This is a genomic window from Janthinobacterium silvisoli, assembly GCF_014200725.1.
GTDB lineage: Bacteria > Pseudomonadota > Gammaproteobacteria > Burkholderiales > Burkholderiaceae_D > Janthinobacterium.
This window is the reverse complement of the sequence record NZ_JACHCL010000001.1, coordinates 1,386,654-1,401,104: the sequence shown is the minus strand read 5'-3', so window position 1 is coordinate 1,401,104 and position 14,451 is coordinate 1,386,654. Positions and strand designations below refer to the sequence as shown.

The following is a 14,451-nucleotide window of genomic DNA, read 5'->3' as shown; positions in this document are numbered from 1 at the left end:
ATGCGCCGATTATTAACCAATAGGTAAGCAAACGGCACACTTCTTGGGCATCTGTTGCTGGCTTGCCGCGGCTTTCTTATGGGGTCTGCAGGCGGTACTTTTCCAGCGCCTGCACGGCCGTCGGCGTAAAGTCAGTGAATACGCCATCGATACCGGCACGGAAAAAGTCTTGCAGCTCGGCCTCTGGCGCGCCGTGATACAGGCCTGCCAGGTATTTGCCTTCATTGCGGAAGGTGAAGCTGTGCACGAACAGGCCGGCATGGTGGGCGTCGGCGATCACACTGGTTGGCGTGGCCGTATTGACGTCGGCCAGCGCGCCATAACCCTCGCCGTGGAAGGGAGAAATGGTCCAGGACATCAGCTGCGGTTTCCATGGGCCGATGCCGTCGGCGTAGGTCTTGATCTCGGCCAGGCCGGCCGGGGTCAGCATGGCGCCGAAAAAGCGGCCATCGCCAGCCAGGGTCCAGCTGTAGGGGCGGGCGCTGACGAAATTGCTGGAATCCGGCGTGGCGTAGATCACGGCGCCCGTGTGGAAGTCGATCGCATTGCCATCGATCAGCTGCACCACCTTGCTTTTCAAGCCAATCGAGCGCATATACTTCAGGCTGGCCGGATCAAAGCTTTGCACGAACAGCGGCGACTGTTTGTCGTTCATGCCATTGTCCTTGACCAGCTTGACGAAGGCGTCTTCAAAAGGGTGGGCGCCACTGCCGCAGCCGTTGGCGATCGCCTGGGCATTGTTCCAGTACGGGTTTTTCGATTCCGGATACACGGCGATGCTGCGGCCCAGCGCTGCGCTCTTGGCGCGCGCGATGTCGAATACTTCCTGCATCGTCAGGATGGGGAACTTGCCATTCATTTCCGTCGGACGTAGTTCGCGCGCATCGTAGGTGGTGCCGCCCAGCCATTGCTTCAGTTCCGCCACCGTAAAGTCGCTGATGGCCCAGTCGCCCGTATGGTCTTCGCCATCGACCACCAGCGACTTGAGCACGGATTTCGGATCGGCCGGGTCGGTGCGGTCGCTCAGGTAGGTGGCCGGACCACCCACGACGCCGCTGTCATAGGCGACCTTGACCAGCACGCCGGGCACCGTGCGCTTGCGCGCGGCGACGGTGGGGTTGTGTTCGGCTACCTTGGCGATATTGGTGTTATCGCTGAGCCAGGGATTGTGGCGCACCACCAGCACGCAGTCGCGGCTCATATGCACGTCCATTTCCAGCACATCGGCGTCCGAGTCGGCAGCTGCCTCGTAGGACGGCCGCGTACTTTCCGGATACAGGCCCGGAAAGCCGCGATGGCCGATCACCAGCGGCGCCTTGCCGTCGAGGGTCAGGAAACTGCCCTGTGCAGTCGCGGCAGCGCTACTTGCGGCCAGGCTTAAAACGATAGCAATTTTCAGCGCAACAGTCGTCATGACAACTTTCTTCAGATGGAGGGGGCCGCCGGCATATGGGTGGCGCGCCATCAATATACCTGTCTGCCATGACCCGCTGATGACAGACACTTCATTACAAGTGCATTACAAATAGCATGTGCTGAAAAAAAGGTTTCCATTGTCGTGTAAAGTTCCTTTAGGCAACTTTTTAAAACCGGTGGCTATCCACATAAGAACAGGAAAAATATGCAAAATAGAATAATGGCAGGTCTGATCAGTACCTTGCTTATCGGCATGTTGACGGCATGTGGTGGTGGCGGTGTCGGCGCTGATGCGAATACGCAAGTGCTGAGCAGTGGCGCATCGACCGCGCAAACCTTGAACCCTGGCCGGCCGCCTGGGGCGAATTTCAATCTGGCGCCGTTTACCTTGCAGTTGCCGACAGGTTCGTCCGGCAATGTCGATACCGTCAGCGGTTCCAGTCTTGCCGCCGGTTATACCAATCAATATTATTTCCATACCGACAGTTCGGACGGTGCGCTGGTCATGGTCGATCCGACGCAGGGCTGGACCACGTCCGGCTCACAGCATCCACGCACGGAAATGCGTGAAAATGCGACCTGGAACACCAGTGGCAAAAACAAGCTCAATGCCACCGTGGCGGTGACCCAAGTGCCGAGCAAAACCACAGTCGGCCAGATTTTCCAGGGTAGCGGGCCGAGCAAGCCACTGTGCGAATTGCAGGTCACGTCTGGCGGTGCGGTGAATCTTTTGCTTGAGAACACCAATCAGGGCGGCAACGCGCAGACGTATCCGATTACCAGCGTGTCCGTGGGTAGCCGCTTCAATTATGAGCTGAGCCTGACCGGTGCCACCATTACCGTCACGGTCAATGGCACGGTCAAGACGTTTACGATGGATTCCAGTTTTAATGGCGAAAATTTTTACTTCAAGGCTGGTAACTACGATCAAAGCGCCGTCTCCGGCACGCCGTTGACGACGCCTGGCACCATCGTCAAATTCTATGCTTTGGCGCTGACGCATCAATAACTGACGCCATCAAGCCCTGTTGAGAAATCATCGGGGCTTTTTCTTATCAGTAAAATGTTGTTAAAAGTGGAATTGAAGAGTAATGTCAAATGCCTATCGTAAAAAACAGGGATAAAAATGGGCACCACACGGATAAAAACTTTGATGACAACCGTACTGGCCGGCATGCTTGCGGCATGCGGCGGTAGCAGTAATCCTGACACGCAATTACTGGCCAGTGCCGAGGTCGTGACGCAGGCCTTGAGTCCGTCCAAGGCGCCGGGGGCGAATTTCAACCTGGCGCCATTTACCTTGCAGTTGCCGACCGGCTCGTCCGGCAAGGTCGATACCGTCAGTGGCGCCAGTCTTGCGGGCGGCTATACGAACCAATATTATTTTTATACCGATAGTAGCGATGGGGCGATGGTGATGATGGACCCGACGCAGGGCTGGACCACCTCCGGCTCCAAGCATCCGCGTACGGAATTGCGTGAAAACGCCATCTGGAACACGCAAGGCATCAACAAGCTCAACGCGACAGTGGCGGTGACCAAGGTGCCGAACAATACCGCGATTGCGCAGATTTTCCAGGGGACCGGGCCGAGCAAGCCGCTGTGCGAATTACAGGTCACGTCGGGTGGCGCGGTCAAGTTGTTCCTGGAAGATACCAATCAGGGCGGCAGCGGGAAGACCTACACGATCACCAGCGTGCCCCTGGGAACCCGCTTCAATTATGAGCTGAGCCTGACCGGGTCAACCATTACCGTCACGGTCAATGGCACGGTCAAGGCTTTTACGATGGACTCCAGTTTTAATGGCGGAAGTTTTTATTTCAAGGCCGGTAACTATGATCAAAGCGCGGTCTCCGGCCCGCCGTTGACGACCCCTGGCACCGTCGTCAAGTTCTATGCCTTGACCTTGACGCACCAGTAACAGCAAGCGACTCACAAAGGCAAGGCCTGGCGCAAGTCGGGCTGCTCCGCCCAGCGGGCGAAGGCGGCCGCCAAACGTTCGCTTTCGGCGATCGCCAGGCGCCAGTCGCGGATGCGGGCCGCGTGGTCTTGCCCGTAACGGGGAAAGTCTGCCCGGTCCGGCAATTTGCGGTTGGGCAGGCTGGCCACGAAATCGGCCGAGGGCGAGACGAGTATCATGTTTGCCAGCGCCGGATCGTTGGCCCGTGCGCGGCGCCACGGCATGGTTTTGTCCAGCCAGCCAGGCACGATATGGTCGGTGAAATGCGGATACAGCACCAGATCCGGTTCGCGCTGGTAGGGCAGGTGCAGATGGTAGTCGATCAAGCCGCCATCCCACAGCCGCCCCGATGGCGCACCGGCGATGCCGCTCACCGCATCGAGCACCAGCGGAATCGAAGCGGATGCCAGCAGTGCGTCGCGCAGATTATTTTGCGCCAGCGGCACGAAGTGGGCGTTAAAAGCGTCGAAACGCGAGCGCAGCCAGCCTGCGTTGTCGGGTCCCGCATGGAACACCACTCTTTCCAGCGAATTGGCCAGGCGCGCGCGGCCGAGCATATTGCTGGCGGCGGCCAGCAAAAAGCCGCGCCGCTCGCGGCCTGGTTGCGCCAGTGCGCCGATGCCGCGCGCGGCCAGTACCGACACGCTGTGCTGCGGATGCTGCAGCAATTGCGCTTCCTGGCCATCGAGCACGGCGTCGAGCAGGGCGCGGCAGGTGCGGCTGACGTGGGCGGCATCGGGCTTGTCCGGATAACGCTGCCCCACATATTCGCGCACCAGCCGGCGCTGCGCCGCCACCGGGTCGGCAAAGGTCGCCGCTGCCATGCGCCAGGCGCCGATCGAGGCGCCGATAAACTGGCGCGGGCGTGGTGCGCTGGCCAGAAAGTCGCCAAACAGCCAGCAGTCCAGCTGGTGCAGTATCAAGCCTTTCGGTCCGCCTGCAGCGGCCGGTACGATGGCGATGTCTTGCGCGCGCAAGCCTTCCTGGGCGATGCGGGCGCGGGCCCGGCTGCCCAGGCGGATGGTGATCGGAGACGGCATGCGGCTTCCTGCAAAATGTAGGGAAGCGCTTATTCTAGAGGCTAGGCGTGGCAAACGCTTCACGATAAGCGTACAAACCCGGTGCGCCGCCCGTCATCACGAACAGGATAGCCTGGCCAGGCGCGTAGCGGCCAGCCGCGACATCGGCCAGCATGCCGGCGAAAGCCTTGCCCGAATAGACTGGATCGAGCAGCAAACCCTGCGTGCGCGCCAGCAGGCGCACAGCGTCCAGCATGGCCGCTGTTGGCATACCGTAGCCGGCGCCCCGTTGCGCGCCATCGACGTCGATCTCTTCCAGCGCGATGCTGGCCTCGCTGCCCAGCAGGGCCAGCGCCTGCTGCGCCAGTTCCCAGGTGCGCTGCCGGCTTACGGCGGCTTCGGCCAGCACTGCATGCGAGCGCACCAGACTGGCGTTCAGGCCCAGCGCGGCGAAGCCGGCCGACAAGCCCGCATGCGTGCCGGCGCTGCCATTCGGTACGATCACCTGGCTCAGCGTCAGCCCCATCTGCTGCGACTGCTGCGCGATTTCCTGCGCACAGACGGCGTAACCGAGGCTACCCAACGGCGTCGAACCACCGGTCGGCAAGACGGCCACCTTGTGGCCCTGGGCGCGCAAGGTGGCGGCCCGTTCGTTGGCCCAGGATAAGCCATGTACGCTGCCAGGCAGGGCGTGCACGCGGGCGCCGAACAGCTCGTCCAGCAGCACATTGCCGCTGTGCTCATAGTCGGCATCGCCGCGCGGTACCTGGCGCGTCAGCACCAGTTCGCACTGCAGGCCGGCCAGCGCGGCGGCCGCCGCCGTCAGGCGCGCATGGTTCGATTGCAGGCCACCCACCGTGATGACGGTATCGGCGCCGTCGGCCAGCGCCTGGCCCAGCAAGAATTCCAGCTTGCGCAGCTTGTTGCCGCCACCGCCCACACGCATATGGTCGTCGCGTTTGACGTACAACTGCACGCCGTTCAGGGCGGGGCCCAGATGCTGCTCCAGCCGCGCCAGCCGTTCGATGGGCGTGGTTTCGTGCAGCAGGGGGAAACGAGGGTAGCGGCTTAGGCCGGCAAGCGTGTATGTCGTCACGGAGACTCCTGGCGAAATCGTCCAGTCTAGCGGGCAGGCGCAGGTGCAAACAGTGGCTGCTCCTTGAAACAGTTTCTTGTTTAGCCAGAAAATATCGATGGCAGGGATGGCATGCGTGCGACGCCAGGCCCGCCAATTCAATACACTGTACGGCCGGCCAGGATGGTATGCCTGCCGTACCGGTCTCGCCGGTTTTTTATTTTTACAGACAAGAGATACATGAGCACACCCAATTCAGTACGGCGTTTTTCGCCTGGCATTCTTCTGTTGACCCTCGCCCTGAGTGCCTGCGGCGGCGGTTCCTCCTCTTCCGACACACCGGCGGTTGTCAATCCACCCCCGCCGGTGACGCCTCCTGCCAGCAGTGGCGATACCGGCAGCGTCAGCGCCGCCTATGTGCAGGGCGCCAGCCCGCGCTACATCCTGATGGCCGTCGCCAGTCAACGTACCGGCATCCTGACGCGCGTCACGCAAGGCAGTAACGGCGCCCTCAGCGTGATTGCGGATGCCACCTTCAGCGGCACGCCCGCTATCACGCGCGAGATCAGCGGCGACGCCAGCTTTGCACAAGGCCGCTGGTTCAGCGGCACCATTACGGATGCTTCCGGCACGACTATCCTGAGCGGCAATAACGCCAGCGCCCACTACAGCGTGTACAACGCCGTGGCGTCTTTGCCCACCAGCGGCAGTCTGCAATGCGAGGCGGGCAGCTTTACGGCGCCCAGCTACACGGGCGGCGCCAATGTGCAGCCGGCTGCGTATTTCGGCACGGCCAGCGGCAGCGCCAGCGTGGTCTTTGGCGCCACGGGCGCGGTGCTGGCCATGACGGTCGACGCCACCGCCGGTGGCAGCACGGGCCGTATCAGTGGCACGGGCACCTTGACCCGGCCAGACATGAGCCTGATCGGCGGCGGCTTCCTGGGCGGCGATTCCGGCACCTTGCTGGCGCTGGGCGACGGTGGCGCGGGCCGCTACCTGGTCATCGGCGGCTATAAAGTGGTGCTGGCCAATGGCGCCAACTACCAGGGCATCGCCACCTTCCACTGCTCCTGAGTTTTACAGGCATGAAAAAAGCGGCGCCGTGCAGTGCACGGACGCCGCTTTTTTATCGCCAGGGCTGCCTGTTTAGCGCAGCGCGGCGATCATCTGTTTCAGCTTGCCCGAATCGACGCAGAAAGCGCGTATGCCTTCGGCCAGTTTTTCGGTCGCCATCGCATCTTCATTGAGCATGAAGCGGAAGTCTTTTTCATCGAGCGAAATCTTGACGATGTTGGCGCCTGGCGCCGTATCGGCGCTCAGCTTGCGTGCCACTGGCGCATCGCTGTCGGCCAGCTTTTGCAGCAGGTCGGGGCTGATGGTCAGCAGGTCGCAGCCGGCCAGTTCCAGGATTTGCGAAGTGTTGCGGAAGCTCGCGCCCATCACTTCGGTGTCGTAGCCGAACTTGCGGTAGTAATTGTAGATGCGCTTGACCGATTGCACACCCGGATCTTCGGCGCCTTCATAATCGATGCCCGTCGATTTCTTGTACCAGTCGTAGATGCGGCCGACGAAAGGCGAGATCAGCTTGGCGCCCGCTTCGGCGCAGGCGATGGCCTGGGCCAGCGAGAACAGCAGGGTCATATTGCAGTGGATGCCATCCTTTTCCAGGATCTCGGCGGCGCGTATGCCTTCCCAGGTGGCGGCGATCTTGATCAGCACGCGCTCGCGCGCCACGCCGGCCTGTTCATACAGCGCGATCAGCTGGCGGCCCTTGGCCACCGTGCCTGCCGTGTCGAACGACAGGCGCGCATCGACTTCGGTCGACACGCGGCCAGGAATGGTTTTCAGGATTTCCAGACCAAAAGCGATCAGCAAATGGTCGATGATGTCGCCGGTGGAGGCGTCAGGACGGTCGCGCACGGCCTTTTCCAGCAGTGGCTTGTATTCATCCTTTTGCACTGCTTTCAAAATCAGCGAAGGATTCGTCGTCGCATCGCGCGGCGTGTACGCCTGTATCGATTGGAAGTCGCCGGTGTCGGCCACCACGGTAGTGAATTGTTTGAGCTGTTCTAATTGATTCATGCCGGAAATTATACTGAAAGTGGTTAAGGCCGGGGTCAGACCCGTCGGGGGAACGCATCCCAATGGGATACGTTCCGATTCGGCAGGAACTGACCCCAGATTTCTGTTGCTACTTCACGAACTATAACCGCTCAGCCAATAAATGAATCAAATTGCATATCAAACTCTTGCAGCGCTTTCTGCGCATTCTGCATCTTCTTGCGGAATTCCGGTCCCCGCTGCAGGGCCAGGCCCACGGCCAGCACGTCGATCACCACCAGGTAGGCCAGGCGGGCAGAGATTGGGGTGTAGGGGTCGGTATTGAAGATCAGGTCGATCGGGATCAGCACTGTGGCCAGGTCGGCCAGCGGCGTGCCCGATGGAGCCAGCACGATGATGTCGGCGCCGCCGCGGCGCGCCAGTTTCACGGAGCGCACCAGGGCCGGGCTGTTGCCGCGCTGCGAGATGGCGACCAGTGCGTCGCCGCTGCGCAGCAGGGCCGCGGCGATGCTGTGGATATTCGGATCGCTATAGGCGACGGTCGGCACGCCAGAACGGAAGAACTTGTGCTGCGCATCGGCTGCCACGATGCCCGACGTGCCCTGGCCATAGAATTCGATCTTGCTGGCGCGCGACAGGATGTCGAGCGCGCGCTGGATCGCTTCCGGGTTCAGGTTGTTGCGCAGGTCGAGCAGGGTATTGATCGAGCGGCTGCAGATCTTGTTGACCAGGTCTGCCGCCAGGTCGTCCTGCGCCGGCTGCTCGTTCGCGCCCGGCATGGCCAGGGCCAGGCCCTGCGCCAGCTTCAGCTTGAACTCATGCCAGCCGTCATAACCGAGCGTGCGGCAAAAGCGCACCACTGTCGGTTCCGACACCTGCGCGCTTTTCGCCAGCGCCGTGATGTTCTGGCTGACCGTCTGGTTAGGCTGGTCTAGCACGGCCAGCGCGACCTTCTTCTCCGACTTGGAGAGCGAATCGAGCTGGGTGCGGATGGAGTCAAGCAGCATCAGGTTAGTCTTTTGAGTTGGTTTTTTTTGGAGACGTCAATTCGAGTAACAGCCTGTCCGTGAATGGACAGGCTTCTTGCCTTGCAGGTTAGTCTTCCGGCAAAGCTTCTTCACGCCACTGCAGCCCATCGCGGCCGATCAGGGCGCTCGCTGCTGCCGGGCCCCAGGTGCCCGAGGTGTATGGCAGCGGGGCGCTTTCGTTCTGTTCCCAGTTTTCGAGGATAGGCTCGACCCATTCCCAGGCCGCTTCCAGTTCGTCGCCGCGCATGAACAGGGTCAGCTGGCCGCGCAAGACGTCCAGCAGCAGGCGCTCGTAGGCATCCATGCGCGGACTCTTGAACGATTCGCGGAAATCGAGTTCCAGTTCGGCGGGTTTCAAACGCATGGCGTCGCCGGGCGTTTTTGCCATCAGGTTCAGGCTCAGGCCTTCATCTGGTTGCAAGCGGATCACCAGGCAGTTCGGCTGGAAGCTCGAGGTCGGCTGGTTGAAGATCGAGTGCGGAATCTGCTTGAAGCGCACGACGATTTCAGCCAGGCTGTCGGCCATGCGTTTACCGGTGCGCAGGTAGAACGGCACGCCGGCCCAGCGCCAGGTATCGATTTCCGCCTTCATCGCCACAAAGGTTTCGGTGCGCGACTGGGCCGGTGCATCGGGTTCGTCGCGGTAGCTCGGCACGGCCGCGCCATCGACGTGGCCGGCGCGGTACTGGCCGCGCACGATGTTTTGCGACAGCGTGGTCGGCGTGAATTTTTTCAGCGAACGCAGTACTTGCAGTTTTTCATCGCGCACGGCGTCTGGCGCGATCGAGGTCGGCGGTTCCATGGCGACGATGCACAGCAATTGCAGCAAGTGGTTTTGCAACATGTCGCGCAGCGCGCCGGATGTGTCGTAGTAACCCATGCGGTTGCCCACACCGAGTTTTTCAGCGATGGTGATTTGCACGTCGGAAATCCATTCACGGCGCCACAGCGGCTCGAACAGGATATTGCCGAAGCGCAAAGCCAGCAAGTTCTGTACGGTTTCCTTGCCCAGGTAATGGTCGATACGGTAGATCTGCGATTCCTGGAATACCTTGCCCACTTCGGCATTGATCTGCTTGGCGCTGGCCAGGTCGCGGCCCAGCGGTTTTTCCAGCACCACGCGCGAGTTAGGCGTGACGAGGCCATTTTCTTCGAGGTTGTCGCAAATCAGCGCAAACAGATGCGGCGGCGTCGCCAGGTAATAAACGCGGGTCAGGTCGCTGCCATCGCGCAGCGCTTCGATCAGCGGGGCATAGGTCTTGGCGTCGCTGGCGTTGAGCGACACGTAGACGATGCGTGCGCAAAAGCGGCTCCAGGTGGCCGCATTCAGGGTGCTGGCCTTGATATGCGGGCGGGAATTGGTTTCCACCATTTTCAGGAACGCGTCCTGGCCGCTGTCCTGGCGGCCCACGCAGATGATGCGCGCCGTCGGCGGCAAATCGTTGGCAACGTCGCGTGCATACATGGCAGGCAGTAATTTACGCATTGCTAAATCGCCGCTGCCGCCAAACAGGACCAGGTCAAAATCGGTAAGAGCCATAAGTGAGTATCGTCGCAAAAGTAAGAGAGCCGGAGGGGCCGACCGGATGGGCCAGTCTGTTGCTGAGTGTTGCTGTCTGTTGCTACTACGGTTAAACGCTATAAATTCAGTGGTGTAAATTTACTACGTGGAAGTGGCAATTGCAAGAAATTTTACTACATTATGGCCACTCTGTGGAAGCCTGCTGCATAGCCATTATATGCCCTTCGCCTGGCCTGCGCGTCGCTCGTGTCTGTGGCCTGTTTTTCAAGGAAATCATGCCGGTCCAGGAATCTTTCTGATGCACGATGCAACGATTTGCGTTGCAGCAACAAGCAAGTCAAGAAATGCAGACACAGTGACTCACTCGCGCGTAAAGTGGCTTTTCAGAAATTAAAAATCCGTATAATTAAATTCATACCATGTTATTGCGTCATCAGCGCCGGCTCCACTCAAGGGGATACCATGAATTCAATGCAGCAAGATGTCGATGAACGCACCAGCCTGACCGGCAATAATAAATTCGAACTCTTCCTGTTCAAACTGGGCACCAGCGAGCATTCCACCAGCCGCGAGCTGTTTGGCATCAATGTCTTCAAGGTGCGCGAGATCATGGAAATGCCGGTCATCACGGCTGTGGCTGGCTCGCATCCGCACATGCTGGGCGTGGTCAATATCCGTGGCCAGATCGTGCCCGTGATCGACTTGCCGATGGCGGTAGGCTGCAAGAGCAATGGCTTGAAGATATTGATGGTGACGGAGTTTGCCCGCTCGACGCAGGCCTTTGCGGTGGAAGAAGTCGATGAAATCGTGCGCCTGGAATGGAATCAGGTGCTGTCGGCCGAATCGACGGTGGGCGGTGGCCTGATCACCAGCATCGCGCGCCTGGACGGCGATACGGACAAGACGCGGCTGGCGCAAGTGCTGGACGTGGAACAAATCCTGCGCAACGTCTTGCCTTCCGGCGAGCCGGACGTCGACCAGCACAGCATCGGCCCGCAAGTGCGCTTGCCGGCCGGCGCCGTGATCCTGGCCGCCGACGATTCCCTGCTGGCCCGCTCCTTGATCGAAAAAGGCCTGGAAGCGATGGGCGTGCCCTTTATCATGACCAAGACGGGCAAGGAAGCATGGGATCGCTTGCAAGCGATCTCGACCCAGGCTGCCCAGGAAGGCAAGACCGCCGCCGACAAGGTGGCGCTGGTGCTGACCGACCTCGAAATGCCGGAAATGGATGGCTTTACCCTGACCCGCAATATCAAGAACGATGGCCGCTTTGCCAGCATCCCGGTGGTGATCCATTCATCATTGACGGGCTCGACCAATGAAGACCACGTCAAGGGCGTGGGGGCGGACGGTTATGTGGCCAAGTTTGTCGCGGCGGAATTAGCCGATACGATACGCAAGGTGCTGGCGCGTTGAGATTGCGCTTTTGTTCAATTTTTAGCCCCTAAAGCAAGAGCTGGGGTCAGTCCCTGCGGGATCGGAATGCTCTCCATTGGAGAGCATTCCCCCGGCGGGTCTGACCCCGGTAGTTTTATGCCTGGTAAGCCGTTTCCAGCTGCCCCGCCACATCCACGCGCACCGACAGTACATGGCCCGTCAGTGGGTATTCGGCGATTTCTTCTGCCGAGCGGTTGTGGCTGGCGCTGGTAATGTACAAGGTGCGCAAGTCCGGGCCGCCAAAGGTGACCATGGTCGGGCAGCGTACGGGCAAGGTGATTTCATCGAGTAATTCACCATCGGGCGCGAAGCGCAAAATCCTGCCGCCTTCAAACATGGCTGACCAGTAATTGCCCTCACTATCGACGGCTGCGCCATCGGGGCGTCCGCCGTAGTCCGCCGCTTTTTTATCGGTAGAAAAGCGCTGGAAGGCGTGCGGTTCGGAAATGGCGCCCGTGGCGGCGTCGAAATCAAAGCGGTCGATGCGGTGGGTGGTGGTATCGGCGTGGTACATGGTGTGCTGGTCCGGGCTGAAGCCCAGGCCATTCGAGACCGTCATTCCGCCCGACCAGACCTTGCGCACATTGCCCTTTTCCAGCACGAACATTTCTGCCGATGCCGAGCTGCGCGGCTCGAATATCGTGCCGACCCAGAAACGGCCCGCCGGATCCACCTTGCCATCGTTGAAGCGGGTAGTGGCCATGTCGAACGGCGCCGGGGCGATTTCCGCCAGGCTGCCCGTCTTGGTATCGAGGTGCGCGAAGCCGCTGCGCAAGGCCACGATCAAGCCGCCGCCAGCGTTGATCGCCAGTGCCGACGGTTCGGTCGGCATATCCCAGCGTTGCTGCTGGCCACTGGCTGGATGCAAGCGGTGCACGGCGCGTCCATCGATATCGACCCAGTACAGGGCCGCTTCCCTGGCATGCCACAGCGGGCATTCGCCCACTTGCATGGCTTGCTCGCTGACAACCTTGATCTCGTAAATATTCATAAACCCCTTCTTAGTATGCCGCCTTGGCTGCGCGCGCTAATGCGATCAGCCCATTGGTCGAGCTGTCATGCTGTTCTGGATGGGCAGAGCCCGTCAGTTCAGCCTGGATTTTCTTGGCCAGTACCTTGCCCAGTTCCACGCCCCACTGGTCGAAGCTGTTGACGTTCCACAATACGCCTTGCACGAAGGTTTTATGCTCGTACAGGGCGATCAGGGCGCCCAGGGTCAGCGGTGTCAATTGATCCATCAAGATGGTGTTGCTGGGGCGGTTACCGGGGAAAGTCTTGTGCGGCACCAGCGCCTCGATCTCGGCTTCTGGCAAGCCTTGCGCCTGCAAATCGGCCCGCACTTCGTCCCCCGTCTTGCCCGTCATGAAGGCTTCGGACTGGGCAAAGCAGTTGGCCAGCAGGGCGTCGTGGTGGCCCGGCAAGTCATGCGTGGCGCGCAGCGCGGCGATGAAGTCGATCGGCGTGATGTCCGTGCCCTGGTGCAGCAGCTGGAAGTAGGCGTGCTGTGCGTTCGTGCCGCAATCGCCCCAGATCACGGGGCCGGTCGGCACGTCGACCGGCTGGCCATCCTTGGTGACGCGCTTGCCATTGCTTTCCATATCCAGCTGTTGCAAGTAAGCAGCAAAGCGGCTCAAGTCCTGATGGTAAGGGGCAATCGACACGGAGCCGCAATCGAGGAACTGGCGGTTCCAGAAACCGATCATGGCCAATACCACCGGCATATTCTGTTCCAGAGGCGCGCTGCGGAAATGCTGGTCCATGGCATGCGCGCCAGCGAGGAAATCGCTGAAGTATTCAAAGCCGACGGACAGTGCCACGGCCAGGCCGATCGATGACCAGACGGAATAGCGGCCACCGACCCAGTCCCAGAATGGGAACATGTTTTCCGGCGCGATGCCAAATTCCACGATGGCGGCCTGATTGGTCGAGACAGCCACAAAATGTTGAGCCAAGTCTTTTTCTTCGCCTTCGAGCAGGAACCAGGCGCGCGCCGTGTTGGCGTTGAGCATGGTTTCAGCCGTGACGAAGGTTTTTGATGCGACGATGAACAAGGTGGTTTCCGGATCGACCTTGGATAAAGTCGCTTCCATGTCGTGGCCATCGACGTTGGACACAAAATGCATTTCCAGGCCGGGATTGGCGTAAGAGCGCAGCGCCAGGCAAGCCATTTTCGGGCCCAGGTCCGAGCCGCCGATGCCGATGTTGACGATGTCGCAGATCGGTTTGCCCGTGTAGCCGAGCCAGCTGCCATTGCGCACCTTGTCCGTGAAAGCCTTGACGCGTTGCAATACATCCTGCACGTCCGCATCGATATCCTGGCCATCGACCACCAGCCTGGTGCCGCGCGGGGCGCGCAAGGCAGTATGCAGAACGGCGCGATGTTCGGTAAGATTGATTTTTTCGCCGGTGAACATGGCTTCGCGCTGCGCTTCCACGCCGCGTTCGCGGGCCAGGTCCATCAGCAGCGACAGCGCGGTGGCATCGACCCGGTTCTTCGAGTAATCGAGCAGCAGGCCGGCCGCATCGACCGTCATGCTGGAAAAACGTTGCGGGTCAGCAGCAAACAACTGGCGCATATGCACGTCGCGCAGGCTGGCGCTATGCGTTTGCAGGGATAAAAAGCTGGCGGTGGCAGTGATGGCGGGAGTAGGGGCTGGCTGGCGCATGGCGGTCGGCTTGGGTGCTTGAGTAAGTGCTGTCTCGGTTGAAGGGGGCGCGGTCAGCGTTGCGGCGAACGGCTATGACGGCACGGGTGTGAGAATAATACATCAGAAAAAGGTAATTTCACTACAGATTGTTCTGCATGATCCGCTTCTCCGTCTTTTTCCTTGCATTTTCCCAGCGTTGTGCTGACGATAAGGAAGAAATGCATCAAGACAAGGTTTTGCATTTTTGTCCAGGAAAACAGCGGAAAATTCGATTATTTCTTGTGT

At 60.3% G+C, this 14,451-nt stretch carries 12 protein-coding genes; 4 read left to right on the top strand and 8 right to left on the bottom strand.

Annotated features, from left to right (window positions below; genetic code table 11):
- Positions 1-76 precede the first annotated feature (76 nt).
- A complete protein-coding gene (locus HDE75_RS06290) occupies positions 77-1,414 on the bottom strand; it encodes a glycerophosphodiester phosphodiesterase family protein (RefSeq protein WP_183675716.1) in 1,338 nt (445 codons plus the stop codon).
- A gap of 207 nt (positions 1,415-1,621) precedes the next feature.
- On the opposite strand from HDE75_RS06290, the gene HDE75_RS06285 reads away from it, so the two are divergent.
- On the top strand, positions 1,622-2,425 hold the full coding sequence (locus tag HDE75_RS06285; protein ID WP_183675717.1) for a polysaccharide lyase family 7 protein: 804 nt from the start codon (positions 1,622-1,624) through the stop codon (positions 2,423-2,425).
- Between the two features lie 144 nt (positions 2,426-2,569).
- Entirely contained in the window at positions 2,570-3,337 is a 768-nt protein-coding gene (locus tag HDE75_RS06280; RefSeq protein ID WP_260173902.1) for a polysaccharide lyase family 7 protein, read from the top strand.
- Between the two features lie 11 nt (positions 3,338-3,348).
- On the opposite strand, the gene HDE75_RS06275 is transcribed toward HDE75_RS06280, so the two are convergent.
- Together HDE75_RS06275 and HDE75_RS06270 are read right to left on the bottom strand one after the other, a co-directional pair.
- On the bottom strand, positions 3,349-4,416 hold the full coding sequence (locus HDE75_RS06275; RefSeq protein ID WP_183675719.1) for a patatin-like phospholipase family protein: 1,068 nt from the start codon (positions 4,414-4,416) through the stop codon (positions 3,349-3,351).
- 34 nt (positions 4,417-4,450) lie between these two features.
- A complete protein-coding gene (locus HDE75_RS06270) occupies positions 4,451-5,491 on the bottom strand; it encodes a D-cysteine desulfhydrase family protein (RefSeq protein ID WP_183675720.1) in 1,041 nt (346 codons plus the stop codon).
- A gap of 219 nt (positions 5,492-5,710) precedes the next feature.
- On the opposite strand from HDE75_RS06270, the gene HDE75_RS06265 reads away from it, so the two are divergent.
- Positions 5,711-6,544, top strand: coding sequence for a hypothetical protein (locus HDE75_RS06265; protein ID WP_183675721.1), 834 nt, complete (start codon positions 5,711-5,713; stop codon positions 6,542-6,544).
- A gap of 72 nt (positions 6,545-6,616) precedes the next feature.
- Here HDE75_RS06265 and tal read toward each other — a convergent pair whose 3' ends face one another.
- The 3 genes from tal to zwf form a co-directional block, all read right to left on the bottom strand.
- On the bottom strand, positions 6,617-7,552 hold the full coding sequence (gene tal, locus HDE75_RS06260; protein WP_183675722.1) for a transaldolase: 936 nt from the start codon (positions 7,550-7,552) through the stop codon (positions 6,617-6,619).
- A 131-nt stretch (positions 7,553-7,683) separates the two neighbouring features.
- Positions 7,684-8,538, bottom strand: coding sequence for an SIS domain-containing protein (locus HDE75_RS06255; RefSeq protein ID WP_183675723.1), 855 nt, complete (start codon positions 8,536-8,538; stop codon positions 7,684-7,686).
- A gap of 88 nt (positions 8,539-8,626) precedes the next feature.
- Positions 8,627-10,099 (bottom strand): glucose-6-phosphate dehydrogenase, encoded by a 1,473-nt coding sequence (zwf, locus tag HDE75_RS06250; protein WP_183675724.1) that lies wholly within the window; start codon positions 10,097-10,099, stop codon positions 8,627-8,629.
- Positions 10,100-10,543: 444 nt separating this feature from the next.
- Here zwf and HDE75_RS06245 point away from each other — a divergent pair, with 444 nt between their 5' ends.
- Positions 10,544-11,497, top strand: a complete 954-nt coding sequence (locus HDE75_RS06245) for a chemotaxis protein (RefSeq protein ID WP_183675725.1) — start codon at positions 10,544-10,546, stop codon at positions 11,495-11,497.
- 115 nt (positions 11,498-11,612) lie between these two features.
- On the opposite strand, the gene HDE75_RS06240 is transcribed toward HDE75_RS06245, so the two are convergent.
- Complete coding sequence (locus HDE75_RS06240) at positions 11,613-12,509, bottom strand: SMP-30/gluconolactonase/LRE family protein (RefSeq protein ID WP_183675726.1); 897 nt, start codon at positions 12,507-12,509, stop codon at positions 11,613-11,615.
- 10 nt (positions 12,510-12,519) lie between these two features.
- Positions 12,520-14,184 carry a glucose-6-phosphate isomerase gene (gene pgi, locus HDE75_RS06235; protein WP_183675727.1) on the bottom strand — a complete coding sequence of 555 codons (1,665 nt, stop codon included), beginning with the start codon at positions 14,182-14,184 and terminating at the stop codon, positions 12,520-12,522.
- Positions 14,185-14,451: the final 267 nt, after the last annotated feature.